The sequence below is a fragment of the Bacillus swezeyi genome, assembly GCF_001969815.1.
Lineage (GTDB): Bacteria > Bacillota > Bacilli > Bacillales > Bacillaceae > Bacillus > Bacillus swezeyi.
The window spans coordinates 1-24,615 of record NZ_MRBK01000028.1 but is presented as its reverse complement, the minus strand read 5'-3'; the positions used below and the strand labels follow the sequence as shown (position 1 = coordinate 24,615).

The following is a 24,615-nucleotide window of genomic DNA, read 5'->3' as shown; positions in this document are numbered from 1 at the left end:
TGTTCTATTTATACTGTATTAGCGTTTATCGAATTCCGCAAGTTTGACGAATGTCTTTTCATCCTCGATTAATCCGCACGCTCCGCACTGTACTTTCATAGCAGGACCGCTGTACGGAAGGTGGAAAGGAGAGCGCTCGCCTTCTGAATACGTTTCCATAATTTCCCCCGTTGATGGGTCAAGTTTGACGGAGGTTGGCGACTGTTCAATTAAATTAAACCGCGTGCGGTTTGTTTTGCAGTTTGGGCAGAGATAAGGAGCTGTCATCATCTTTGCACCCCTTTTTGATATTATGATGCGACAGATGAGCTCATTTTATGTGAAAACCTTTTTTGGTTTTAACGCTGTTCTCTTTTTTTGTCCAGCTTGCTGAACAAATCGATTAATGTTTTCAGCTCTTCATCGCTGAAGCTGCTGAATCGTTTAAAATAATATTCCGTTTTCTTTTCTTCGAAATATCTGATGATTTCTTTACCTGCATCTGTCAGGTGGATTTTGATAATTCGTCTGTCTTCTTTGGATCGGACTCTTGTAATCCATCCTTTTTCAACCAATGCATCGGTTACAGCGGTGATGTGGCTCGCAGAAACCCCCAAGATCGTTGCAAACTCTGTCACTTTTTTTGGACCTTGTTCACTGAGCAGGCGGAGGATCATAAATTCATTGCGGGACATCTCTTTTTCGAGCAGTTCATTTATTTCATCACGTATCTGTTTAAATACTGTGCGAAGCAACGCTTCCATATCATACATCATCTGTTCTCTAGCTTTCAAAATTTCGCCCCTCCATATTAATTAGCAAATTTCAGCTTTCGTTTTTAAAGGAATGACCGAATCAGCATGAATTTTATTTTTCATGAACATGATATCAATATGATACCATAATTTTTGCCTTTCAAGTGAATGTTTAAGAAGATTTTTAGTTCATTTGACCATCAATTGAATGAAGGTAAAAAGTGAACATGCCGGGAAATCTGCTGTTTTCTTTCAAAGGCGGGGATATTAAAGGACAAATTTTTGTCACAGTTTTGCTGTCATCACCATGACGAGCTGTTTCACGCTATGAGCAGCAGAAAGCTGGAAATATAGCGGCTATGATATAATAATATCCATCAGTTCGAATAGAAGGAGGCAGAAACGAGATGGCTGAAAAACGGGAACTCGCTACATTTGCCGGAGGCTGTTTTTGGTGTATGGTCAAGCAACAGCCGGGCATTATAAAAGTTGAATCCGGCTATACTGGCGGCCGCACGGAAAAGCCGACATATGAAGAGGTTTGCAGCAATACGACAGGACATAGGGAAGCGGTTCAGATTACATTTAATCCGGATGTGTTTCCATATGAAAAACTGCTTGAACTGTATTGGCAGCAGATTGATCCTACAGACAATGGGGGGCAGTTTGCAGACCGCGGCGAGTCTTATCGGACGGCGATTTTTTATCATCATGACGAGCAGCGGAGGCTTGCCGAAGAATCAAAGAAAAAGCTTGAAGAAAGCGGCATTTTTAAAGATCAGATCGCTACCGACATCCTTGAGGCCGGGCCGTTTTATCCGGCGGAGGAGCATCATCAGGATTATCACAAAAAACATCCGGAGCGCTATAAGAGATACCGTGTCGGCAGCGGCCGGGAAGGGTTTCTTCATGAGCATTGGGGGCATAAGGCATGACAGTCAATAAAGAAGAACGGTTGAAACAGCTGAATCGGGTGCAGTATGAGGTAACGCAGAAAAACGGAACAGAACCGCCGTTTCAAAACGAATACTGGGCCCACAAGGAAGAGGGCATCTATGTCGATATTGTTTCCGGGAAACCGCTGTTTTCCTCCCTTGATAAATTTGATGCCCATTGCGGCTGGCCAAGCTTTACGAAACCGATCCATTCCGTCGAAGTTGAAGAAAAGCTTGACACGTCCCACGGCATGATTCGGACCGAAGTCAGAAGCAAGACGGCGGATTCCCATCTCGGCCATGTTTTTCCCGACGGCCCCGGACCAAACGGTCTGCGTTATTGCATTAACTCAGCCGCGCTTCGTTTTATTCCGAAGGAAGAGCTTGAGAAAGAAGGCTACGGAGAATACGCCGAATGGTTTAAGAAGAACTCGAAGGAAGAAGACTGAGGGCTCAGGAAGATGATCCTTCTCCGTGAAGGATCATCTTTTTTCTTGACTTTTCTAACAGGAGGTCTTCCTCTTGATGGCGAAAAAAATAGGTGGAGAAATTGACGAAAAGAGGCTGCCATCATGAAATCCATTTCAAAAGCGGAAGAAAACTATCTGTTATTGACATGCAGCAAACAAACTAAACCATTCTATGATGTATATACTGACGATCAGCTGCCGCAAATGTTCGCTTTTCATTTCATACAATTGCAAGACGCTTATCCGCTCGCAGATTTATACTCGTTATTGGTTCGAGTTCCTGTCATATTAAAAAGAAATTATATTCATGTGAAAAGTTCATTTGGAACGGACATCCCCTATTCTATGAAAAAAGCTCTCTTTGACTTTGGGTATGTTCTTGATGAAGAGCTGTTTTACAGCATCAATCTATCTGATTGGAAAGAACTTCCCGTCGCCCGGCGAATAGAATGGGGGACGGAAAAATCGCTCCGCGATGCCTGCAGGGTGATGCTGGTTTACGATTCTTTAAGCATAGATGAAGCATTTGCAAAAGAAAAGCTGCGCCGCAAGTATCCTTTTTATGAACAAGGCACCATCCAGCTGTTTGTCAGCTATTCAGATGAGGGGACCCCTGTCGGCTGTGCTGAGCTTTATCTCGATCACAGAGAGAAAATCTCTAAAATCGAAGAGGTTGCCATTTTAGAGCCTTATCAGCGTAAAGGTTATGGAACACAGCTTATTCATGGTATGCTTGCCGCATCCAAACAGTCGGGGATGGAGTCGAGCTATCTCGTTACATCTGGCAGCGATCAGGCGAAATGGTTTTATGAAAAGATCGGTTTTCAGGAGACGGAACATCTCACAACGATTTTTAAATATTTGTTTGGGTGAATGTAGGCAGGTGCACAAACCAATGACGACTTGGCCTGCATAGGCTGGGGTGTAGACTTTATAAGAAAGGATGATTGGCCTGTGCACCACTCCCATTATTGCTGCCCTGTTGGCGGATATGGCTATGGATTTCAGGGAAGAAGTACTTTCGTATTAATCGTCGTACTCTTCATTTTACTCATCATCGTTGGAGCCGCTTTTATTTGCTAAGCAATCAATCAAATACCGGTACTTGACATGCTCGCAAAACCTTCCAAATGGAAGGTTTTTTGCCGTGAAGTCAAAACGGATACCCGGCTCGGCTGTTAAATATTACATTTGTTTATAAAATGATCCTGTGGCTGTTTGCCATTCCTGCATCAAACGGAGGCATACGTATTCCGAACAAGCAAGGGGGATTCGATTGCAATATGCATGGGTTGTAAAAGGCGATTTTTTTCAGATTATGGTCTGGGACATTTTTGTCTCTTTTAAGTTCCGTTCTTTTTTATTATTCATTGATGTGGTGGTCTTTATATGAAACCGGCAACGGGCTTCAGGGAGGTGTGCTGATCGGAATCGGGCTGGCCGTGTCTGTTGTGGTTTCACCGTTTACCGGATGGCTGTCTGACAGGTTTCACAGGAGGAAGGGCTATGGAGCTTCTGCCTGATATGAAAGATATACTCGAGGATTTTAGAGAAGGTTCTAATCCTGGTGTATTGCAATAGAAGATTTTTTTATAACAAGGAAGTAGCAATCAAATCTATAAAGTCACTAAGAATATTGATCCTGGGAAAGCAGTTCGTCTAAGTTCCTTTCAAACCAAACATGAATACAAATTGCGGGTTGTACGTATTTATTGAGTCGATTTTTTGATGAAATACATATAAAAAAGGAAGCGGAATCATAAGATTATACAGCAGCATGAGTTTGATAAACAAACAAGCAAACAAATTTATAAAACAAGTCGACATCAAATTGAAGTAAAGGAATGTTATACAAATATATTCAATATTGCTACTTCTTATACCAAAAAGACTCATTCAGGAGAGTGGAAGATGCCTATGGCTTCATATCATCAATCGAGAATATTATGGTTAGACATTGCTTTATTGTAGATAAAGAGGGGCGTGCAATTGATCTGACTCTGTTTGCAATAAAATCTTTTGACGAAAACAGCCATAGCAATCACGTGTCATTTGCAGTCACAAAGGGTGTTATAACTGCTGTTATGAAGATTTCCCAATAACTGAAATTGAGTTTGAATTTATTATGCGTGAATTGAAAACTTGGAACAAAGATCGTGTAGAATAAGTATTTGATATTGCCCTGGGCCAGTGTGAAATGATTAAAAATGAAAAACCTGAAACATGGAGAAATTTAGAGACATATGTCCCGGAAGATGATGGCACAATACTGTTTGAACAATTAAATCAGCACATGGCGACTGGAAGAAACGGTTTTCCTTGTCCTCTACTCGATCCGGCAACAAAATCATGCTCAGTTTACGATTCTCGCCCGTTAGTATGTCGTTCATATGGTTCGACTCATCATAGGATAAATGCAAATTGATGTGTTACGGTATGCGAGCATATACCTGCTTCAATAGAGCATGCTGCAATAACTCCAACCGTTGATGATGAATCTAAGGAGGCAAGGGGATATCAAAATTTGCGTCTACCAGATGGTAAATTAATTTATCAAAGACCCTATCCAATATATTACTGGTTTAAAATATTCTATGATCGGACCGGAAAAAAAGAAGCGCAGTATAATCATTATGACAGCCATGTCAATTTTAATCAGCCACTTGAACAAGCAAATTTGTTTAGTCTAAGAGGATTTAACCTGATTTAGCGGCGATCTTCCAAGAAAAAAGATTAAGAGCGACCCAGAACAATGCATATCAAAGACAAAAGTCATTCTTTAAATTTATTTTTTTGCTGATAGCATAAATCCTAAGCTAATGGGAGAGAGACAGTATTGATTTATAATAGGACAACGTAGCATTCCCCTCAGTTTTGATACATAAAAACAGCTGGCACCTATCACAATAAGTTCTTAGTTAAGTATCTATAAATAGAATAATTGAACTAATGATGTGTCAAAATAATAATTTATAGGAGGAAGGTTAATGTTTCCTAATCTAGAAACAGAGAGACTAATTTTAAGAGAAATAACTCTCGATGATGCAGAGGGGATTTTTGCTTGTTTTTCGAATGATAATGTCACACGTTTTTATGGGCAAGACTCGTTAGAAACTATTGATCAAGCAAGAGGTTTTGTAGATTTTTTTGCTAAAAATTTCAAAGAACAAAAAGGAATGCGTTGGGGGATTGAAAGAAAAGGCGAAAAAGGGTTGATTGGGACAATCGGATTTAACGCATGGTCTCCTAAACACAAACGTGCAGAAATAGGTTATGAAATTCATCCGGATCACTGGAGAAAGGGATATATGTCTGAGGCAGTATCAAAAATCCTTTCATATGGTTCTGAAACTTTAGGTTTAACAAGAATAGGTGCGGTTGTGTTTATTGAAAATGCAGCTTCAAACAACTTATTGACCAAGATGGGATTTCAAAAAGAGGGTATTTTAAAAAAATATATGTATCAAAACGGGAAGGCCTATGACACCTATGTTTATTCTTTTCTTCCACAAAAGTAACTAGAGTAGGTAAATAAAAAAGCACATGACTTAGAAGTGAACTGAGCCCCATATAATGGACAGTTTAAGAAAAAGGCCAAACAGTTAGTTTGTGATCTCGGTACTGAGCCGGGGTCATCTTTTTTAGACCCCATTTTACAAACTCGCAGCGGACTCTGACAAAGGGAATGAAAGTCGGAGAATCAAAAGAAATTAATACCCTCGTTCCTCCTGTCGTTCTATTGCTTTTTCAGGGGTGGCCCCCATGATCGATACGACATCACTTGAATTACCCCTTTCGATGTAGACTTCCCCGTCTAAAATCAACAAAGGATACTTCCGAAAGATTTTGTTAAGGTGGGGAACGTTGGGTGTTTTTTCAACAGGTAGGCCATCTTTTACTGAGACCCTGCGAGAAAAGAAACGGCTGCCGTCGTATTTCTCATCTGCAGCGTAATCGTCACTCTCCCATAGTTCATCCATTTTATCGAGGTCTTTTACTGTAGTTCCTCCCATAGGAATCAGGATTTCGTCTAACGGATAATCCCTTTTTGTTTTCTCCATTTGATCACTCCTTCCACATTAGCGATCGGAATATGTGTAGGAGTATAGTTGCGGTCTGAATTGTCGGGTAGCTCGAATATTCTCGGCGGGGAGGGAGAGGTAGACAGGGAACGAAGGAGCTGCAGACAAAAAAAATAAGAGGGAAGCCCTCTTATTCTTAGTATTTGAAGTAAACTATATCGAAATACGGGATTAAGTAGCCATTCTTTCGGCTACTTTAACAGTAGCGTCCTGTTGATGAAGGTAAGAAGCACCAACTACTCCTGAAACACCCAACACAATAGTTGCACAAATTAATAGTTTAGATTTCATTCAATAGTTCACCTCTTTGAATTTGTCTTCGGGCAAAGATGGCAAAGCGATAAAACGTGTTAGCTTCGGCATACTCTTTTCTGTCAGCAAGGAACTCCGCCACCAATACCCCATACCATTCCAAATCAGGGTACAATCTCTTCTCTTTGAAGAACTCAAATGTTTCTTTCACGAGGTTCAGATCGTAGGATAGGTAAAGCCCTTTAGTCATTTTTAATTTTTCGACAATTTCATGGTTGTCGTTTTGTTCCGCCAACTTTCTTCCTTCTTCGTATAAGCTAGCTGCTTCATCTAAGTTGTTAAGTCTTGCTTTTATGAATGATAAATTAAATAACCCTTTTGGTGTATAGCTGTGCCCATCCCGTTTATAGTAATCGACAGCCTTTTGGAAATGTTTCTCCGCCTCTCCAAGTTCTTCAAGTTGATTATAACATATTCCAACATTGAAATGCGATGAACCAATTAAATAATTGATATTCAATTCCGTTGCGTCTTCGAGTGCCTGAAAAGCGTTTTTTAACGCTTGCTCACTTCTCATGTTGTCTAACCAGTTCCCTGCACAATGTACTTGCTGTACACCGTATGTAGGGTATTTTCGAAATATCCTATATGCAAGGGAGGCGTAATGCATTGACATGTAAGTCTGTTTCATATGGTAATGAAGTTCAGCCATTTTGAAATAAAAATCAGCCTTTTCAATATCTGTATCTTCGCCATCAAGCGCCTCAATCTCTCGTTCAGCTCTTTTATAGAAATTCAAAGAGTGTGTCAGCTCTTTTTGCCTGAAATAGTACATCCCCATAAAAAAATAGTAGTAGTATTCGAGCATTCCGTGTAAGTTTCTGTTTCCTATGGTTGTTTTCAGTTTTTCGTACTGCTTATCTATATCTCTGTCGACGTTCGGATAGAGATAGTCGAGCATGAGTTCGTGTCGAAATTCCAATAAAGAGAAGTAAACAAGCACGTCCTGGTTTTCTTCCATCATTTTAATTTCCTGTTTGACTTCCTCTTTCATCTCTTCCGCGGCATCAGGTCGATTATTTTTCATGGCTACATACCAATAATTCATCTTGGTTGCAACTCAATCATAAGGTATTACGCTTTCGTTGCTCAACCTGTAATTCCCTCCTCAATTTTCGCTTCTATTTATTCCGTTTTATAACACAGGAAGGAAATATAAAGAGGAAAACCAACGCTTTTGTTCGAAAATTTTCAAAATTAATTCTATCTCTGTCTACTTCCGACTAAATCTAAATAAGTAATTAAGATTCATATTTTGAAAATATTGTTTATTTATTCCTTTGGTTGTGTTTAAATGGAAACGCAAGAAAAACTAGGAGGTTAGTAGCAATAGTGTATAAGAAAATAGTCATACTAGTTGTTTCAACCGGTTTGCTGTTTGCCGTAGCACCTTTTGGTCTAATCCGAATGAGAGGAGGAGATTGCTGCTTTAATTAATCGATATGTGTCCTACTTTGCCGATTACTGTGCCTTAGTGGTTACTTTTGAACCTTTAGACAGAGTGTGCAGGAGTTTCACATGACAAAATAGAAAATGTTACGCAATGTAAACGTGACAGTTTCGCCTGAGCAAAGTTATAATAAAAGGGAGTGTAGCTAAATGAGAAAGTTGCTTTTGTCTCTAATGTTAGTAGTTGTTTCTTTTGCCGGTTTCGATATGACGACGGCTCATGCTTCATCAGTAAATTCAGCAAAAGAACTCACTAAGCAATTCGTTGCCAAACCTGAATTATGGAAGGAATTTAACAACGAAGAAAAACGAAAGATAGTCGAGTTCACTAAAGAACCAGCGCAGAAAATCGAACAAAGCATACAAGATATGCTTAAAAGCAAAAAAATAAAGATTGAATCACAAGAAGCAAGTAATTTTGTTGAAAATTACATTAAGACGTTAAATGATGACGATCAGTTGGCATACATCTCCTCTTTGATTCCTGTGACTTTTGAAAAAAATGAAAGCGATTCAAATTTTTCTCTCCAAAAAACTGGTAGCAACTGGTTTAGGTATGCTATGCTGGGGAAAAACGTTTATGGCGGTAAACTATTTGAATTTTGGACATACAACCAATGGACTTACAATTGGGTTAAAATTTTATCGATAGCACCAAAAGAAGGTCATAAAATTTACTCTGGTGGATGGTCTTACGAAAAAAAGTCGGTAGAGCAGCATTACGAAACCAATAAGTATGATTATTTTAGAAATATTGAAGGACATTTCGAATTGAAAGTTATACACAGATGGCAAAAAGCAACTGTTCACTTAGATACAAAAATTCGTGCAAACGGGACTAAAAAACATACGGGGGATATTCAATGGGGTTGGTCGAGCTGATTTAAGGAATAATTAAAAAAGATGTTCATATGGTTTTATGGACATCTTTTTTTAAAATAGGAGGTTTACATATAAAATGTTAACTGTATTGTTGCCCAGTCTGCTTATACTTTCTGCCATAATCTTATTTTTATATTATATGGTCGTATTGGTAAAGGAAAACAAAATTAATCGTAAACAAAACGATGAAACTCAACATTTGCTTAGGGAGATATTAAAGGAAGTTAAAAATAAAGGTTCAAAGCTATAATAAACCTCACTAAAGCAGCAAATTTGGGTTGCTATCTTACTGCAGTTTCATTTATTAGACTCTGGCTAGTTAGAAACAAGAAGCGTACAAAGAAAGAGCCTAACGTTAAACTTCCATCCCTATGAAAGTCCGGATGTAATGAGGTTGGAGGCCTTATTCAGGAAAAACAAAGAAATTTACGATTGCCTGTACGCTGTTTTCTTGTTTCATAAAGAAAACAGCGAAGAAAAAATCTCCGCTCGTATACTTGATTGTTATGTCAAATATGAGTTCCCCAAAGCACACTCTGGTGTAAAACAATCATCGAAGATATTTTGGAGACTGAATGAGCCATTAACACAAGAGTGGGAACAAATTAAACGAAAATTAAATATTGAAGGTAATGAATAGAGCGCCATTAAGGCGTTCTTTATAGTTTGTGTTGGATAATACTACGAAACTCCGAAATGAGCTTTAACGACTTCAAAATCAATTGGGCGGTAATCAGTTAATTCAACCGATACACACCTGTACTTAGGTTGCCTACAAAACACCGAAAATATCCCAGGCTTTGAAAAGCTCTGAAAAAAGACTATACGGGCTCGCCGTAGCAAATGGTTGCGAATCGATCACCGGCCGTGATATGTTCAGATTAGCAGCCCCAAGGCATCCTTAATCATGCTTTATCTAAGCCCAGGGCATTCGGTATACGTCGGAAAGCTAAATGCCAAAGCCAATAGCAGTCCAGAACACTTTGTTAAATATGAAGATTCAATGCCTAAACCAAAGGGTACCGACCTGAATGGCGGAAGGTTACAGTCCCACCATGGATTACAGCAGCAATACTCGAGTATGGAAAACTTCTACGGAATGGTTCGATGTGGATTGTGTTAAAGTAATTAAAGGTAAATGTATGATAGAAGCAGAAGTCGATATAGACGATTGATAAATCGAAATGGATCCTATTTTTAAAATTCTGTCTCAAATAGCTAGTATTCTTAACATTTTGAGACAGAATTTTTTTCGAATAATCAACTTCCGAGAGGGAAGCTGATTGCCGCCTCAGATATGCTCATATCGGTCATTTTTTTGCTATCGGGATTTTGGCCCTTCAGGGAGTAAATCCGCTTCTTTTACTGGCAGTTGCAAGAGTGTTGGTTTCCACTTGTCTGACCGCGATTGAACCGGCCGCAAGATCCCTGCTGCCTGATACGCTTCAGCAAGAACAGATTGAAAAGGGAGTCGCTTTTCAGGAGGTCATGACTCAGGTCATACAAGTGCTTGTGCCTCTTTTGGCCGGTGTGCTGTTTTCGTTTTTGCATTTTGGCTGGATTTGGATGATCTGCGGAAGCCTCTTATTCTTGTCGATTTTTTTAGAGTGGAGAATCAAAGACAACAGGGGGAATCAGCAGCATATTTTATTCACAAATAAACAGCTGTTCAGCGGTTTTTCCAGCCTTTTTCAAAACAAGCCGCTCAAATATTTATTGTATGGGACAAGCATACAGCAGCTGGTGTTCAGCGGCTTTCCAATCTATATCCTGATTTGGTCCTCAATGTTATCAAAAGATCAGGCCTGGTTGGGAGGCGCTTTTCAATCTGTTTGGGCCTGCGGAACGCTCGGAGCGGCGCTGTTTTTATCATTTATTGCGAGCCGGAGCATGCGAAAGCAGCTTTACCCGCACTGATGCTGATTTTGGCCTGCTTTTATTTCCGCTCGGCTGGATAGACAATGCCATACTCGCCGTCGCCATTCTCCTCTTGACTGGAATGATCAGCAGGATTGTCAATATTTATATTGAAGGATATTTACAAAGATTGACTGAGGGTGAAACAGGGGACGCTCCTTGGGCGCCTTCTTTGCGGCGAACAGCGCATTGATGCCGCTCGGTTATGCGGTGGCCGGCACTTTGTCAGAGGCAGTCAGCCCGACATATTTATTTCTGATTGTTGCTTTGCCCGCTCCGCTTGCCGCATTCAGTATGCTGAGATCCTTTTCTTTATGGGAACAACAGTCAGGGGGCAAGATCACCTCTGAAAAAAAGCTTCAATGTAAGAAAAACCCATTGCTAATTGGACAAACATCGTTACACTTCTTCCAATTCCTCACAATGGCCGCCCAAAGTATCCGCATCTATTTCATTAAAAGCGAAGTGACTGAAGACTTCTCAGGAGACAGGTTCAATGAACCGAATTCCTCTTCCGTAAAGTAAAACCGAATCGGAATTCCAGCGCTTTTCTTTGTAGCGGCCTGGTTTTCAATATGGCAAGTTCGCCGTTCTAAATCATTCTGACTGGCGAACCTGTTATGAATATAGAAGGATCGTTCGAATTTTCACTATAAACAATTTCTGCTCATTGCCGCTATGAAAAAAGAATGCCGCCTTTTCCCGCTTCATACAATGTAAAGAAAAACCTTTTCATTGGGAAGGGGGGATATTTGCATGTCATTTTTGATTAAGCCGGATTTTCATGAAAGCTATCCGGTCGTTCAGTATGCGAAAGGAAGCTATATCTTTGACCAGTCCGGAAAACGATATCTTGATGGCTGCTCAGGTGCTGTCACTTGCAGCCTCGGCCACGGCGCATCAGAGGTCATAGCCCCTCTTAAAGAACAGCTGGAGGCTGTTTCTTTTGTATATCGTTCCCAGTTTACAAGCGAACCGGCTGAACAGCTTGCTGAGCTTCTGGCTGAGGTTCTGCCGGCTGATCTAAATTGGTCTTTCTTTGTAAACAGCGGGTCAGAAGCGGTAGAAACCGCGATGAAGATCGCCGTTCAATATTGGCAGGAAAAAGGGCAAAACGATAAAACGATTTTTCTTTCGAGGTGGAACAGCTATCACGGAATTACAAATGGAGCCCTGTCACTGTCAGGGTTTTATGAACGCCGGTATCGGTTTACACAGATGCTCCACAAATACCCAGCGGCATCTGCACCAAACTGCTACAGATGTCCGTATAAACTGTCAGCGCCGGCATGTGAAGCTGCATGTGTAAAGGAGGTTGAGCTTGCGGTTAAAAGAATCGGCAAATCATTTATTGCTGGCTTTGTGGCAGAACCGGTGATCGGAGCCGCAGGAGCCGCGATGACACCCCCTGATGGATACTACAAAAGAGTCAAAGAAATTTGTGAAGAAAACGAGATTCTTTTTATAGCAGATGAGGTGATGAGCGGCGCCGGCAGAACGGGGAAGATGCTGGCGGTCGAACACTGGGGCGTCACCCCGGACATTGCCGTTCTCGGCAAGGGAATTAGCGCAGGATACTCCCCGATTGCCGCTGCTGTGATAACGGATAGAATCATGAATACAATCAAAAATGGCTCGGGAGTGATCATGAGCGGCCATACGTACAGCGCAAACCCTTTTTCAGCAGCTGCCGCGCTTTCAGTTCTACGCTATATCGTAAAGCATGACTTGCCAAGACAAGCTGAGACAAAAGGGATAAAGCTAAAGACAAAGTTAAGAGAGGCAATGAAACAATCAAATATCATCGGAGACATTCGCGGCAAAGGGATGCTTTTGGGTGTTGAATTTGTCGCCGATCAAAAAAGCAAAAAGATTTTTCCTTCAACAATGTCGATGTCAGCACGAATCATTGCAGAAGCGAAAAGGAGAGGCCTGCTCATCTATCCGGCACAAGCAGGTATTGATGGCGGAGGGGGAGATGCCGTGATCATTGCGCCGCCGCTGACAATTTCGGAAACGGAGTTGGATGAACTTGTTCAACTATTCAAAGAGGCTGTAGATATGATTGAAAAACAAGCGGAAAAGGTGATACGGGCGGATGATGCTGTTCAATAAATGTATGTCAGTTGAAGATGCGGTTGCCGGATTAAAGGATGAATCGACCGTCATGTTTGGCGGGTTCGGCGGGGTTGGATCACCGCCGTCATTGATCAGCGCCATTTTGGAAAAAGGTGTGAAAAATTTAACGGTCATTTGTAATGATGCGGGATTTCCTAATATCGGCATCGGTCCATTGATCGTCAATAAACGAGTAAAAAAGCTGGTTGCTTCACATATCGGATCAAACCCTGTCGCAGGAAAACAAATGACAGACGGCATTCTTGAAGTTGAATTTTCGCCGCAGGGCATACTTGCCGAAAGAATACGCGCAGGCGGCATGGGTCTTGGCGGGATTTTGTCCGACATCGGGATTGATAATGAGATGGTGCTGGAAGGAAAAAAACGCGTTTCCTTCAATGGCCGCTCATATCTTGCCGAAGAAGCGCTGACTGCTGAATTTGCATTTATTTTCGGGAAAACGGCGGATGAGTTCGGAAATCTCACATATGACAAAACGGCCCGCAACATGAATCCGCTGATGGCGATGGCCGCTGATAAAACATATGCGGAGGTTGAGCAGGTTGTTTCGGCCGGGGAGCTTGATGAAGAGAAAATCGTGACACCCGGTGTTTTTGTTGCGGGATTGGCTGAAACGGGAGGGGTGAATTGGAAATGGGTTTGGGAGTAATGGTGCGGGAACAAATCGCGAAAAGGGCGGCTGAAGAAGTGAAAAACGGGATGGTTGTCAACTTGGGAATAGGCATTCCCTCTTTAGTTCCGAATTTTATAGATCCCGGTGTCTCCGTCATGGTTCAGTCGGAAAACGGGGTGCTCGGCATCGGGGAATCGCCTGAGGAAGGAAGAGAGGATGAGAATCTTTGCAATGCGGCAGGCTACCCAGTCACCGTTGTAAAAGGCGCTTCTTATTTTGATTCTGCCCTGTCATTCGGCATGATCCGAAAAGGCTGCATCGATTTGACGATCCTCGGTTCCCTGCAGGTCAGCCAGTCAGGAGATCTTGCCAATTGGATTGTGCCTGGCAAAAAAGTTCCTGGAATGGGAGGTGCGATGGAACTTGCCCAAAAAGCGAAAAAAGTGATCGTTGTCATGAGCCATACTGATAAAAGCGGAGCACCAAAGCTCGTTAAAAACTGCACCCTTCCTTTAACGGCCAAAGGATGTGTTGATATGGTGATAACCGATAAAGCCGTGATCACTATTGAAAACGATGGTTTTGTTTTAAAAGAGCTGATGAATGAAGCGGATCTTGAAGATGTGCTGCGGCTGACAGACGGAAAGATCAAGATCGATCAGACGCTTTCGTAAGAGGAGGAATTGGATGGAGAACATAGAGAGAAAAGTATGCGACTGGATCGATTCGCATGAAAAAAAAGCGGTTCGCCTTTTGAAAAAGCTCGTCGGTGAAAAAAGCACAAAGGGAGACGAGTTTCACGCCCAAGCCGTCGTGTTGGAAAAATTGCGGCAGTTTGATGCCGAAGTTGATGTGTGGGAGCCGAGCATCAAACAGTTGGAACAGCATCCGCTGTTTAAATCCGACAGAACCAGCTTCAAAGAAAGCCCGAACATCGCTGCCGTAAAACGAGGATCAGGAGGGGGGAAATCACTGATTCTGAACGGACACATCGATGTCGTGCCTGAAGGAAACCGAAAAGACTGGGACACCGAGCCGTTTCAGCCGATCATGAAGCAGGGAAGGATTTACGGGCGGGGCACCACAGATATGAAAGGGGGGAATACCGCGCTTTTAATGGCGATCGAAGCGCTTGAGCAATGCGGCGTCAAATTGAAAGGGGATCTCATTTTTCAAAGTGTTGTTGATGAAGAATGCGGAGGAGCAGGAACTCTCGCCGCCGTCATGAGGGGATACCGGGCGGACGGCGCTCTGATTCCGGAGCCGACAAACATGAAAATGTTTATTAAACAGCAGGGTTCGATGTGGTTCAGGATCACAGTAAAAGGGCTTTCCGCACACGGAGGCACAAGATATGAAGGTGTCAGTGCCATTGAAAAAAGCATGCTCGTCATCGAGTCCATCCGTCAGCTTGAAAGGGTGAGGAATAAAAGAATAACAGATTCATTATATGAAAATATCACGATTCCGGTACCGATTAACATCGGCACGATCAAAGGAGGCACATGGCCTTCATCAGTTGCTGACACCGTGGCGATTGAAGGAAGATGCGGCATCGCTCCGAACGAATCCCCTGAAGCCGTTCAGTCTGAAATGGAGAGCTGGCTTAAAGATCTCGAATATCATGATGAATGGTTCAAACATTATCCGACTGAAATCGAATGGTTTGGCGCCAGATGGATGCCCAATGACTTAGCTGAGAATCATGAATTAACGGCTGTCCTGACAAAAGCCTATCAAAAAATCACCGATGAACAGCCTGTCATAGAAGCTTCTCCATGGGCGACAGACGGAGGCGTCCTCTCACACGCGGGAAAGACGCCCGTCATCGTCTTCGGCCCCGGGGAAACGAAAATGGCCCATCAAGCCAATGAATACATCGAAAAGGACGCTCTCATCAAATCGGCGAAAATCATCAGTCTTTTTATTATGAATTGGTGTGATTATGAAAGGTGAAAAGACCAGCCGTTTTGGAGGGGAAGCCATGGCGGAAAAATGGAGCAATGACAGCTGCAGGCTTGAGATCGATCTTGATGTGCTGAATAAAAGAATCAGAATCATTCATTATGAAGGGGATGTGTGTACTTTTTTATATGACGTGCTGGAAACCGCAAAAGCGCATGATATTGAAAAAATCATCATGTTTGCGAAAAAATGTGACAGTACCGCTTTGCTGGAGCAGCTGTTTGAACCAGAAGGACAGATCGACGGATATTTTAACGGCCAAGATGCAGAAGTGCTTGTGAAATATTTAAAAGAAAGCAGACGAAAAACCGATGACTGGATGAAACAGGATCAAATGCTGGAAAAGTTGTTCCAATTACCGTCCGAACATCATAAAAAACAGTGTTCATTTACGATTAGGCGGGCCGTAAGAGAAGATGCTCCTTTATTGGCAAAGCTCTATAAGAACGTATTTCCGGTTTATCCGGCGCCGGTTTCCGACCGTGCATACCTAGAAAAGGTAATGGACGAAGGCAGCGTGTACTATCTCGCTTTTGACCAAACAAAACTCGCTGCGGCGGCATGCGCAGATGTCAATCCCGCTTTGGGGCATGCGGAAATGACGGATTGCGCCGTTCTGCCATCATACCGGGGCTTTTCTTTAACAAAGCGTCTCATCTCCGCACTTGAAGCCGATCTGAAAAAAGCGGGCATATTTTATGTGTTTTCAATTGCCAGGGCGGAATCCATCGGGATGAACGCAAGCCTTTATCATTTATCTTACCGATACAGAGGGCGGCTCATCAACAACTGTCTCATCTACAAAAGCATTGAAAACATGAACATTTGGTGCAAGGATTTAAGCAGGTTCCCGGGATGACGGCAGTTTATTTCAAAAATGAAGAGGCAATATCCTTGCCGGCCACATAAGTTGGAAAGTAATAGGGAAAATGCTGATAGGGGGATGTAATATGGCAAACGGCCTGTTCAAGCCGAAAAGACATTGGAAGGAAATTGAGCTTTGGAAAGATGTTCCCGAAGAAAAATGGAATGATTGGATATGGCAGCTGACCCATACGGTTAGAACGCTTGACGATTTAAAAAAGATAGTCAATCTGACAAAAGAGGAAGAAGAGGGAGTCAGAATGTCAACAAAGACAATCCCTTTAAATATTACACCTTATTACGCATCGCTCATGAATCCCGATGATCCCCGCTGTCCGATCAGGATGCAGTCGGTTCCGCTGTCTGAAGAAATGTATAAAACAAAATATGACCTGGAAGATCCCCTCCACGAAGATGAAGATTCACCCGTACCCGGTTTAACCCACCGCTATCCGGACCGCGTATTGTTTCTCGTGACAAATCAATGCTCGATGTATTGCAGATACTGTACAAGACGGCGGTTTTCCGGGCAGATCGGCATGGGCGTGCCGAAAAAGCAGCTTGACCATGCGATCGGATATATTCGCGATACGCCTGATGTCAGGGACGTCCTGATTTCAGGAGGAGACGGACTTCTGATTAACGACCAGATTCTTGAATATATATTAAAAAACCTGCGCGCCATCCCGCATGTGGACATCATCCGGATCGGCACAAGGGCGCCGGTCGTGTTCCCGCAGCGGATTACCGACAAGCTTTGCGATATCTTAAAAAAGTATCATCCTGTCTGGCTGAATACGCATTTCAACACGAGCATCGAAATAACGGAAGAAGCAAAGGAAGCCTGTGAAAAGCTTGTCAATGCCGGTGTTCCGGTCGGCAATCAGGCGGTTATTTTGGCGGGCATAAACGACAGCGTTTCCATTATGAAAAAGCTGATGCATGATTTGGTAAAAATCAGAGTCCGCCCGTATTATATCTATCAATGTGATTTATCAGAAGGAATCGGTCACTTCCGGGCGCCGGTGTCAAAGGGTCTTGAAATCATTGAAGGCTTAAGGGGGCATACGAGCGGATACGCAGTTCCGACTGCATTTTTTATTTCATGTTAAGGATAAAATAGCACCACCTTCCAGGAAAGGGAACAATTTTATGAAACGAACATTCGATCACATAAAACATGTTGCAATTTACCTAAGGATAAGTCAGGAAAAAAGGGGAGAAAATATCGAAACTCTTGAGAACCACCGTCAAATTCTTTTTGAGTTGTGTGACGAAAACGGCTATACGTATAAAGAATATGGAGAGGTCATTAGCGGAGGAAAATCTGAAATTGAACAAAGGAAAGAATTACAGAGGCTACTTGAAGACATTGAGAAATTTGACGCTATACTTTGTTTTGAATTAACAAGAATTTCACGTAATGGTTTGATCAGTCAGACTGTCAAACAATATTGCATTGATTATGACAAGCCTATTTTGACCCCATACCAAACATACGACCTTTCAAATTCAGAAACAGACAGACTTCTTTATGATGTTGGAAGTATGATTTCGAGTCATGAACATGGGACTATCGGTAAAAGAAGCAAGGCCAACAAAAAACAAATGTCTAAGGCTGGATTACATGTCAGCGGGAATGTTCCTTTTGGATACAGAAGAAACAATGAAACAAAAAAACTTGAAATTTATGAGGAAGAAGCTAAAGTGGTGAGGTACATTTTCAAACTTCACTCAGAAGGCTTGGGAAGCTTTAAGATCAGGGACATTTTAAACTCCGAAGGGTATAAATCAGCTACAGGAAAAGCATTTGAACTTCCAACAATTAAAAGGATAATAAAAAATCCTACGTATAAGGGTACAATTGTTTTTAATGATCGTAAAAAAATTAAAAAGAATGGCAAGTTTATTTACGAGCCCGTAGAAACAATTCAGGTAGAGAACGCTCATCCAGCAATAATCCCTCCAGCTGAATGGGATAGGGCAAACAGAGAACGTGTAAACCGAGCCAAACAAGCAGCTATAATACGGGAAAAACCTGCTACCACAACAGGAACTACCATGCTTAAAGATTTGGTCTATTGCGGAGTTTGCGGAAGGAAAATGAGGATATTTTTTGACGACAGAAGCAGTACAGGCTATGTGATACAGCGGTGTTATCATTTATATAACGGAGAAAAGTGCCCTAACCGCGGAATCAAACTTGAATTAGTCGAAGAAGAAGTCGCAAAAGCGCTCCCCAATTTTAAGAAAAGGCTTAAGAAAAGTGTGGAAAGGCTTAAGCAAGAAAAAGAAGCCGGAGTAGAAACAGATATCAAGCGGAAAATAAAACAGCAGGAAAAGAAATTAAAAGATTTAAATGAGCAGCAAGACAAATTAATAGACTTAGCGTTAAAAGGCATCTTCAATGATGAGGAGTTGCGAAACAAAAAACAGGAGATAATCGATGAGATTACCCATACTGATTCAACGATTACTTCTCTTAAAGAAAAAATCAACAATATTGATGTAGACGACCAAATAAATAGCCTTATGAGTATTATCGGACTTATTGAGAAACTTCCTAATATGGACACTGAAGAAGTAAATAATTCATTAAAAACGTTTATTCAGAAGATAGTATACACCAGGGTTTTACCTCCAGAGCTGCTTAAAAAATCAACCCGAAACAAAGAAAGAAAAGAATATCCATTTGAAATTGAAATTGAATTTATTGAATGAAGGCTAAAATAACTTTTAAGAAAAAACTTTGAGTAAGAAGGGTTTTTCTTTTTAAATCCTTATTTATAGAGTAATATGTTGAAAACCGTTCTGAGGCAGGGATTATTTATACGCTACAAAGGAGAAGGGGATAATGCGTAAACATAGGTGTTTTGTATACATTAATTTATAAAGTCAAAATCTAAAACAATAGGCAAGAGTGCAATACAAGGACAAATACCCCGAATAAAATAAAAAGAAAAGGGGGGTATCATGTATAATAACCACGCTTACAGTTCTTTTAACTACCTAAATCCATGTGAACAATGTCCGCCTGGTAGTCGAAGGGTAAAAAATTATTTCAAATACTGTTATTGGGGAATCTGTTTCTGTCAGGACGGCTGTTACCCTGATGACCCTGATGTTCCAGGGTGTGTAACGCCAATAGGTAAATGCAAACCCTGTATGACATGCATTTAATGTCAAGCACCTACAATCGTAGGTGCGCTTCAAAATGTAGACAAGCTTCTTTTTTCAAAAAGTCCTCTTTTCCCTTTTCAACCACACCTAAAATAAAACATCTACATACTATTCCCTCTTTTTAAAGGTCATGTATACCTCAAACACTTTAGTCTTGACATCTTTTTTGACTAAAGTAAAATCGACTTCTTTTATGGTGTATTTTTCCCTTTCGTCAGAATCGGGGACATCATAATTTAAGCCATACTGTTCTATGTACTGATGAAAAGTTTTAAAGTCCGAGAAAGTCATGTGCTTAATTGATATTGGATATGCCTCACCTGTTTTAAAAAGATAGACGTTTATTAATTCCCTTTCCATTGACTAGCCTCCTCTAGATGTTTTTTGATATATCTCTTATTAAATTTTAGTTTTTAACACTGAAGCTTCATTTATGCATGATACATAAAACAGAGGAATGTGAGATGCTTGTGTATTCCCGATAAAATCCTCATTTTATTTAAACCTGAAAGCAGCTTGAATACATCTTTAATATAAAGTATTCTGTATATGTATCCTGTATCCAATTATTGTGAATTTGATTTTTCTTTAATATCTTTGCATCTCAGTTTAAGAACTTTTCGTGGTATGTTAAATTTTACTGAATCCATTGCCAAAAGGGGAATGTGATGATGTTAGGGATTAAAGTTGAAAAATCAAATGAAACTTAATTATCAGTTGGCAGTTATCCAAAATTGAAATTCCAATAAAAGAAATAAATGATGTGTTTTTTGACCCGAACTATGGGGGAGAGGAGAAAAGCGCAGTAAGGATTGGTTTTCCTTATAGATCTACGGATAGAGTAGTGATAAAAACAGCAAATAACACTTATATTTTGTTCACCACTGATGCTGCTTCTATTATGAATAAGATCGTGTCTTAATAAAAAACTGGTGTCCATTTAAAATTTCGCTATTAAATGTTTCTGTGTAGTGAATTTTAGTGAGATCCTTTACAAAGGAGGAGCTTTTATGGAAGAAGGAAAGTTAGTTCAAATGACTATAAATGGTATTAAGAAAGCAGTTTCTAAATATGGTACATTCCCTATGTTCCATCATGGGGGGTATGTCATGGAAGATGCTACTTTTCATTTCGAAGATCCAGCAAGTCCTCAAGCAATTAGCGACTTAGAAAAGAAGTTAGGTGTTACTTTCCCTAATGATTATAAAGAGTTTTTGTTGCAACACAATGGGATGAAAATGTTTGATGGCGTTGAAATACTTAACATAGAAGGAATCATTGAATATAAAGATTTCCCCGAGGGATACGTCCTAATTGGATATCATTTTGACGGAAGATATGTCATAGACACAAACAAATCAAGAAACGGATTAGGTTATATGTTATATCTAGATTCAATTGATCCTATAGAAGATGCGGTTAACTTAGATTCTAATTTTGAGATATGGTTTGATATGTTAGTGTCTTCTAACGGGACGAAATATTGGGAAGTGAGTCCGAATATCCAAGAGTATTATAAACTGGTTTCAGAATAAGAAAAAAGGAGTTTTGTTTGAGGGTATTAATGGCATTCCAATAAGCCATCTCTTGGAAGAATGTCATCTAATCATTGACAAGGAAAGACTTAATCAAGGAGACCCCAACTATCTCTATTTATTCGAAGATGGGCTAGACTACAATCCATTAAATCTGAATTTCGAGATATTTTTAGATCGCTATATTATGTGTCAAGGAGAAGCATTTTGGGAATGGAGCTATCGGACAGCAGAGAATTATTATAGGTAAGATGATGAAGACAGTCGTATTGGCTGTCTTTTTTATTTGGAAATAGGTTTATTATCCTAATCCAAAGGATTCATTTTATTGGATAGACAGGATTGATTCACCATTTCCTTTCCGTAAAGTGGTAAACTCTATACTGATTGTACCCTAAGTATTAGAGGAGAATGCCATGAAGACTCTAGATGTTCAGGCGTTACACAACGCTATTGATCAAACACTGGAACAATTAAAACAACAATCAGATGAGATTTCCAAAGTCAAAAAAAGTGTTGAAGGCATCACATCACTTGATGATGCTTTAAAAGGAAAAGGCGGCGACGCGATACGCGCCTTTTATAAAGAATGTCACACCCCATTTCTACAGTTCTTTGAATCTTTCATTGAGGAATACAGTTCTGCACTAATGAAAATGAAAAGTGCACTGACTTCATTAGAACCGAATCACAACGGATATATTTCGCAAGCCTTTCTCGAACACGAATTAGAACAAGGCTTAAACGCTGCTGATCGCACAACGGAACATTTGTTTCTAAGGCCAACGCCACGATCGCAAAAGTCAGTCATATCGTTGATTTACCGGATTTGAATGACAGCGGTTTTCATGAACAGAATCAGAAAGCGTTAAAGGAAATCGGTACGACTCTTGAAAAGCTGCATGCATTTGACAGGGAACAGGCAAACGCTCTGAAAACTGCTGAACAAGACCTTGAGACGATGCAACAATACATCACAAGGCTTGAAAAAATGTATACAAGCCCTAAAATTGAAATCACTGGCTATCAAAAAGGATCGATATTAAAGCCGGATGAAATGGATGCTTTAAGCGGGAATCAAGAGACAGCGATGGGAGCCATGCTGGATAAGCTTGATAAGAGATCAGAACTTGAAAAAGAAGTTAGCGAAGTTAGTGAACATGATGTTAAAATGTACAAGTTAAAGAAGAAACTCGATAAGACAATTGACAATGGTGAATATATTAAAATTGCAGATGAGATTGGGTATGACAATCTGACAACCGAACAGAAAGTGATTTACAATCTGTCTAAATTCAATAAAACTGGTGATGACGTTCTTAATGGTATCGGTATTGGACTGAAAGACGTGGCTGTCGATACTGCTACAGGCATTTGGGACACAGTAACCCACCCTATAGAAACACTTGAGGGCATTGGTCATACCATTATGCATCCTGTAGACACATTCAATGTGATGAAAAAAGGGATCGAAGAATCTTTTGAGCGAGATGTTGTCAACGGTGATTCATACAGCAGAAGCAGATGGTTTACTTATGCCATCGGGATGGTCGGCACATCGATAGTAGGCACAAAAGGCGCAGATAAAGTAAGCAAAGTATCAAAAGCCGGGAAAATCGGACAGGCAGCTGCTAAAGCGACTAAAGGTTCTAAAAAAGTAGCGAGCAAAACAATTAAAGCATCGAAAGAAGCTGTGGAAAAAAGCGTTGCATCTTTCAAGAAATCGATGCAAAGGGTCGCTTCAAAAATAAAAGGGATTCAAATACATAACCCTTTTGCGCCTCAAGTTCAGTTGGCTGGTGGGGGAAAAGTTCCTTATAATATTATGGATGGCGAGAATATTAGAGATACTTTTATTAGGCGTATAAAGGTAATCACTACTGTTAGTAACGGTATAGGCGAAGGAAGGGTAATTCCTGGTAAGACAGGAGTCGTAACAGGTGGAAATTCTAGTAAACTAGGAAAAAATATGATGGAGAAGATGGGACTTAAACGTTCAACAAAATGGAGTGGTTATCAAGCTCAGCATATTGTTCCATCTGAAATGGCAAATAATCCTGTTATTAAAAAAATAGGAATGAATTTAGATGATGCGTCAAATGGTATTTTTCTAAGAATACCTGATAATGATATAAGTGCCATGTCTAGGCACAGAGGATATCATTCAGTTTATAATGAAGTAGTTGAAAGAGCATTAAACAAAATGGATATTAATCAAAGTGTTTATAGTTTGCAAAAACAAGTATTAGAATTACAAAATAATTTAAGGAAATTACAAGAAAAAGGGTTGCCTTTATATCCTAGTCAAGGTGCTACAGTGGAACTTTGGGAAAGAAAGCTTAAGCAATTGACAGATTAATTTTAAGAGTTTTCATTTAGGAGGTAAAAATAATGGATAAGAATGATATTAAATTCCTCGAAGAGCTGCTACATAATACAGAGAAAGACAGTGCAATAAGCCAGATAAGTAACATTGCAAACCCTTTGATTCTTCATGTTTATGCAGCAAATTATAATTGGAATAGCGGCTTTGATATTCCAAAAGCAATCCTTGAAAATGAGAATTGCGATTTTGGGACAGGGTTATTAATGTTTCATTGTGCAGATGGTTATCGTATGTTGGAAAATCCAGACGATGTTAAAACATCTACTTTAGAAGAGTGGAAGGATTTTTTAGTCCAAATTTATAATAGGCTTATAAATTTGCAGTTTAAATCTCAGAATATTTCATTCGACCCTGAATTAACAAAGGTTCAAAAGTTTAAGTTGAAAAAAAATAACCCGAATATTCCCGATATTTTACTTGATAAGTCACCAGGAAGTATGTTTGATATAATGCATTTCAAAAAACCTTGAAAGGCAGTTGCTATCAAGGTTTTTATTATTCAAATCCAAAACAGGTACTGGAAATGGAGAGCTAAGCAATATGAAAATAGGGACTGGAGGTGTTATGTATTGACTTACGAAAAAGTAGAAAAATTAATTGATGAAAACAAAGACCATGCGACTATTACAGGAGGAGTTTCTGAAGAAAAGGTTAAATTTATTGAAAATGAACTTAATGTTAATCTTCCGGAGAGCTATAGATGGTTTTTAAAAAAATATGGTTCTGGAGGTATCTACGCTGCTAACATTTTAGGCTACGATCTGGTAAGTGCATCTGTAGTTGAAAAAACTAAAGAGTATAGAGAGCTTTACAACCTAAATGAAGGATTAGTAGTGATAGAGGATATCGATATCTTTGCCTACTGCCTTGATACGAATAAAATGGTTGATGGAGAATGTCCTGTTGTTGTTTGGGCAATTCAAGCAGGATATGGAAGAACTGTTGAACAAGATTTCTTAACTTTTCTTTTTGAAAGGCTAAAAGAGAAAAAAGAAAACTGGGAAGAAGACGAAGATTGGGAAGATGAAGAGTGATTAAAAAACCCTCATCCTATATTAGGGTGGGGTTTTCTTTGGGAAATTATGAGACGGACTTTTTTGTAAGAATAAATTAAAAATCAATTGTTAAAGTTAAAAAAGTCCTATAAACTAT

24 protein-coding genes and 4 pseudogenes are annotated in these 24,615 nt (G+C 40.3%); 23 read left to right on the top strand and 5 right to left on the bottom strand.

The window, feature by feature from the left end:
- Positions 1 to 18: 18 nt before the first annotated feature.
- Complete coding sequence (locus tag BTA30_RS18825) at positions 19 to 267, bottom strand: DNA alkylation repair protein (RefSeq protein ID WP_076762936.1); 249 nt, start codon at positions 265 to 267, stop codon at positions 19 to 21.
- Between the two features lie 71 nt (positions 268 to 338).
- Positions 339 to 773 (bottom strand): MarR family transcriptional regulator, encoded by a 435-nt coding sequence (locus BTA30_RS18820; protein WP_076762873.1) that lies wholly within the window; start codon positions 771 to 773, stop codon positions 339 to 341.
- A gap of 368 nt (positions 774 to 1,141) precedes the next feature.
- Between BTA30_RS18820 and msrA the strand changes: the two genes are divergently transcribed.
- The 6 genes from msrA to BTA30_RS18780 all read left to right on the top strand — a co-directional run bounded on the left by msrA (position 1,142) and on the right by BTA30_RS18780 (position 5,657).
- A complete protein-coding gene (msrA, locus tag BTA30_RS18815; protein ID WP_076762870.1) occupies positions 1,142 to 1,669 on the top strand; it encodes a peptide-methionine (S)-S-oxide reductase MsrA in 528 nt (175 codons plus the stop codon).
- On the top strand, positions 1,666 to 2,118 hold the full coding sequence (gene msrB, locus BTA30_RS18810) for a peptide-methionine (R)-S-oxide reductase MsrB (RefSeq protein WP_076762868.1): 453 nt from the start codon (positions 1,666 to 1,668) through the stop codon (positions 2,116 to 2,118). Before msrA ends, msrB begins: the two co-directional genes overlap by 4 nt.
- Positions 2,119 to 2,241: 123 nt before the next feature.
- Complete coding sequence (locus BTA30_RS18805) at positions 2,242 to 3,012, top strand: GNAT family N-acetyltransferase (RefSeq protein ID WP_076762865.1); 771 nt, start codon at positions 2,242 to 2,244, stop codon at positions 3,010 to 3,012.
- Between the two features lie 81 nt (positions 3,013 to 3,093).
- Entirely contained in the window at positions 3,094 to 3,222 is a 129-nt protein-coding gene (locus BTA30_RS18800; RefSeq protein ID WP_076762863.1) for a YjcZ family sporulation protein, read from the top strand.
- Positions 3,223 to 4,336: 1,114 nt separating this feature from the next.
- Complete coding sequence (locus tag BTA30_RS24345) at positions 4,337 to 4,564, top strand: YkgJ family cysteine cluster protein (protein WP_076762858.1); 228 nt, start codon at positions 4,337 to 4,339, stop codon at positions 4,562 to 4,564.
- Positions 4,565 to 5,126: 562 nt separating this feature from the next.
- Positions 5,127 to 5,657, top strand: a complete 531-nt coding sequence (locus tag BTA30_RS18780; protein ID WP_076762854.1) for a GNAT family N-acetyltransferase — start codon at positions 5,127 to 5,129, stop codon at positions 5,655 to 5,657.
- A gap of 192 nt (positions 5,658 to 5,849) precedes the next feature.
- Here BTA30_RS18780 and BTA30_RS18775 read toward each other — a convergent pair whose 3' ends face one another.
- Complete coding sequence (locus tag BTA30_RS18775; RefSeq protein WP_076762852.1) at positions 5,850 to 6,200, bottom strand: DNA ligase-like domain-containing protein; 351 nt, start codon at positions 6,198 to 6,200, stop codon at positions 5,850 to 5,852.
- A 301-nt stretch (positions 6,201 to 6,501) separates the two neighbouring features.
- A complete protein-coding gene (locus BTA30_RS18770) occupies positions 6,502 to 7,581 on the bottom strand; it encodes a Rap family tetratricopeptide repeat protein (RefSeq protein ID WP_076762849.1) in 1,080 nt (359 codons plus the stop codon).
- Between the two features lie 551 nt (positions 7,582 to 8,132).
- On the opposite strand from BTA30_RS18770, the gene BTA30_RS18765 reads away from it, so the two are divergent.
- The 10 genes and pseudogenes from BTA30_RS18765 to BTA30_RS18720 all read left to right on the top strand — a co-directional run bounded on the left by BTA30_RS18765 (position 8,133) and on the right by BTA30_RS18720 (position 19,083).
- Positions 8,133 to 8,864: a hypothetical protein gene (locus BTA30_RS18765; RefSeq protein ID WP_076762847.1), complete on the top strand. Its 732-nt coding sequence runs from the start codon at positions 8,133 to 8,135 to the stop codon at positions 8,862 to 8,864.
- 1,332 nt (positions 8,865 to 10,196) lie between these two features.
- Complete coding sequence (locus tag BTA30_RS23985) at positions 10,197 to 10,781, top strand: MFS transporter (protein WP_239693707.1); 585 nt, start codon at positions 10,197 to 10,199, stop codon at positions 10,779 to 10,781.
- Between the two features lie 159 nt (positions 10,782 to 10,940).
- Positions 10,941 to 11,306 (top strand): hypothetical protein, encoded by a 366-nt coding sequence (locus BTA30_RS23980; RefSeq protein ID WP_239693706.1) that lies wholly within the window; start codon positions 10,941 to 10,943, stop codon positions 11,304 to 11,306.
- A 231-nt stretch (positions 11,307 to 11,537) separates the two neighbouring features.
- The gene (locus tag BTA30_RS18750) at positions 11,538 to 12,896 is read left to right on the top strand and encodes an aspartate aminotransferase family protein (RefSeq protein WP_076762843.1); all 1,359 of its coding nucleotides are present in this window, start codon (positions 11,538 to 11,540) and stop codon (positions 12,894 to 12,896) included.
- A complete protein-coding gene (locus BTA30_RS18745) occupies positions 12,880 to 13,569 on the top strand; it encodes a CoA transferase subunit A (protein WP_076762840.1) in 690 nt (229 codons plus the stop codon). Before BTA30_RS18750 ends, BTA30_RS18745 begins: the two co-directional genes overlap by 17 nt.
- Positions 13,554 to 14,207, top strand: a complete 654-nt coding sequence (locus tag BTA30_RS18740) for a 3-oxoacid CoA-transferase subunit B (protein WP_076762934.1) — start codon at positions 13,554 to 13,556, stop codon at positions 14,205 to 14,207. Before BTA30_RS18745 ends, BTA30_RS18740 begins: the two co-directional genes overlap by 16 nt.
- Positions 14,208 to 14,220: 13 nt before the next feature.
- Positions 14,221 to 15,489 (top strand): peptidase, encoded by a 1,269-nt coding sequence (locus BTA30_RS18735; RefSeq protein ID WP_076762838.1) that lies wholly within the window; start codon positions 14,221 to 14,223, stop codon positions 15,487 to 15,489.
- A 28-nt stretch (positions 15,490 to 15,517) separates the two neighbouring features.
- Entirely contained in the window at positions 15,518 to 16,357 is an 840-nt protein-coding gene (ablB, locus tag BTA30_RS18730; protein WP_076762836.1) for a putative beta-lysine N-acetyltransferase, read from the top strand.
- 91 nt (positions 16,358 to 16,448) lie between these two features.
- Positions 16,449 to 17,453: pseudogene (gene kamA / locus BTA30_RS18725) on the top strand (lysine 2,3-aminomutase); the annotation flags it as partial.
- Between the two features lie 61 nt (positions 17,454 to 17,514).
- On the top strand, positions 17,515 to 19,083 hold the full coding sequence (locus BTA30_RS18720; RefSeq protein ID WP_076762832.1) for a recombinase family protein: 1,569 nt from the start codon (positions 17,515 to 17,517) through the stop codon (positions 19,081 to 19,083).
- A gap of 567 nt (positions 19,084 to 19,650) precedes the next feature.
- On the opposite strand, the gene BTA30_RS18715 is transcribed toward BTA30_RS18720, so the two are convergent.
- On the bottom strand, positions 19,651 to 19,902 hold the full coding sequence (locus BTA30_RS18715) for a hypothetical protein (RefSeq protein ID WP_076762830.1): 252 nt from the start codon (positions 19,900 to 19,902) through the stop codon (positions 19,651 to 19,653).
- A gap of 311 nt (positions 19,903 to 20,213) precedes the next feature.
- Between BTA30_RS18715 and BTA30_RS18710 the strand changes: the two are divergent.
- The 7 genes and pseudogenes from BTA30_RS18710 (at position 20,214) to BTA30_RS18675 (ending at position 24,497) form a co-directional block, all read left to right on the top strand.
- Positions 20,214 to 20,464, top strand: a pseudogene (locus BTA30_RS18710) (SunI/YnzG family protein).
- Positions 20,465 to 20,651: 187 nt separating this feature from the next.
- Positions 20,652 to 21,077 carry an SMI1/KNR4 family protein gene (locus BTA30_RS18705; RefSeq protein WP_094777360.1) on the top strand — a complete coding sequence of 142 codons (426 nt, stop codon included), beginning with the start codon at positions 20,652 to 20,654 and terminating at the stop codon, positions 21,075 to 21,077.
- A gap of 13 nt (positions 21,078 to 21,090) precedes the next feature.
- A pseudogene (locus BTA30_RS24270) lies at positions 21,091 to 21,327 on the top strand (SMI1/KNR4 family protein); the annotation flags it as partial.
- A 166-nt stretch (positions 21,328 to 21,493) separates the two neighbouring features.
- Positions 21,494 to 22,761, top strand: a pseudogene (locus BTA30_RS24535) (ribonuclease YeeF family protein); the annotation flags it as partial.
- A gap of 42 nt (positions 22,762 to 22,803) precedes the next feature.
- The gene (locus BTA30_RS24530) at positions 22,804 to 23,436 is read left to right on the top strand and encodes an AHH domain-containing protein (protein ID WP_411813148.1); all 633 of its coding nucleotides are present in this window, start codon (positions 22,804 to 22,806) and stop codon (positions 23,434 to 23,436) included.
- A 32-nt stretch (positions 23,437 to 23,468) separates the two neighbouring features.
- Complete coding sequence (locus BTA30_RS18680) at positions 23,469 to 23,933, top strand: DUF4274 domain-containing protein (protein WP_076762826.1); 465 nt, start codon at positions 23,469 to 23,471, stop codon at positions 23,931 to 23,933.
- A 99-nt stretch (positions 23,934 to 24,032) separates the two neighbouring features.
- Positions 24,033 to 24,497: an SMI1/KNR4 family protein gene (locus BTA30_RS18675; RefSeq protein ID WP_076762824.1), complete on the top strand. Its 465-nt coding sequence runs from the start codon at positions 24,033 to 24,035 to the stop codon at positions 24,495 to 24,497.
- Positions 24,498 to 24,615: the final 118 nt, after the last annotated feature.

Bases quoted from the DNA above. Each gene is read 5' to 3' on its own strand.
- msrB (WP_076762868.1), top strand. From the start codon at position 1,666: ATGACAGTCAATAAAGAAGAACGGTTGAAACAGCTGAATCGGGTGCAG.
- BTA30_RS24345 (WP_076762858.1), top strand. From the start codon at position 4,337: ATGATTAAAAATGAAAAACCTGAAACATGGAGAAATTTAGAGACATAT.
- BTA30_RS18735 (WP_076762838.1), top strand. From the start codon at position 14,221: ATGGAGAACATAGAGAGAAAAGTATGCGACTGGATCGATTCGCATGAA.
- BTA30_RS24530 (WP_411813148.1), top strand. From the start codon at position 22,804: ATGCAAAGGGTCGCTTCAAAAATAAAAGGGATTCAAATACATAACCCT.
- BTA30_RS18715 (WP_076762830.1), bottom strand. From the start codon at position 19,902: ATGGAAAGGGAATTAATAAACGTCTATCTTTTTAAAACAGGTGAGGCA.
- BTA30_RS18770 (WP_076762849.1), bottom strand. From the start codon at position 7,581: ATGAATTATTGGTATGTAGCCATGAAAAATAATCGACCTGATGCCGCG.
- BTA30_RS18780 (WP_076762854.1), top strand. From the start codon at position 5,127: ATGTTTCCTAATCTAGAAACAGAGAGACTAATTTTAAGAGAAATAACT.
- BTA30_RS18745 (WP_076762840.1), top strand. From the start codon at position 12,880: ATGATGCTGTTCAATAAATGTATGTCAGTTGAAGATGCGGTTGCCGGA.
- BTA30_RS18805 (WP_076762865.1), top strand. From the start codon at position 2,242: ATGAAATCCATTTCAAAAGCGGAAGAAAACTATCTGTTATTGACATGC.
- msrA (WP_076762870.1), top strand. From the start codon at position 1,142: ATGGCTGAAAAACGGGAACTCGCTACATTTGCCGGAGGCTGTTTTTGG.
- BTA30_RS18765 (WP_076762847.1), top strand. From the start codon at position 8,133: ATGAGAAAGTTGCTTTTGTCTCTAATGTTAGTAGTTGTTTCTTTTGCC.
- BTA30_RS18750 (WP_076762843.1), top strand. From the start codon at position 11,538: ATGTCATTTTTGATTAAGCCGGATTTTCATGAAAGCTATCCGGTCGTT.
- ablB (WP_076762836.1), top strand. From the start codon at position 15,518: ATGGCGGAAAAATGGAGCAATGACAGCTGCAGGCTTGAGATCGATCTT.
- BTA30_RS18740 (WP_076762934.1), top strand. From the start codon at position 13,554: ATGGGTTTGGGAGTAATGGTGCGGGAACAAATCGCGAAAAGGGCGGCT.
- BTA30_RS18705 (WP_094777360.1), top strand. From the start codon at position 20,652: ATGGAAGATGCTACTTTTCATTTCGAAGATCCAGCAAGTCCTCAAGCA.
- BTA30_RS18720 (WP_076762832.1), top strand. From the start codon at position 17,515: ATGAAACGAACATTCGATCACATAAAACATGTTGCAATTTACCTAAGG.
- BTA30_RS18680 (WP_076762826.1), top strand. From the start codon at position 23,469: ATGGATAAGAATGATATTAAATTCCTCGAAGAGCTGCTACATAATACA.
- BTA30_RS18825 (WP_076762936.1), bottom strand. From the start codon at position 267: ATGACAGCTCCTTATCTCTGCCCAAACTGCAAAACAAACCGCACGCGG.
- BTA30_RS18775 (WP_076762852.1), bottom strand. From the start codon at position 6,200: ATGGAGAAAACAAAAAGGGATTATCCGTTAGACGAAATCCTGATTCCT.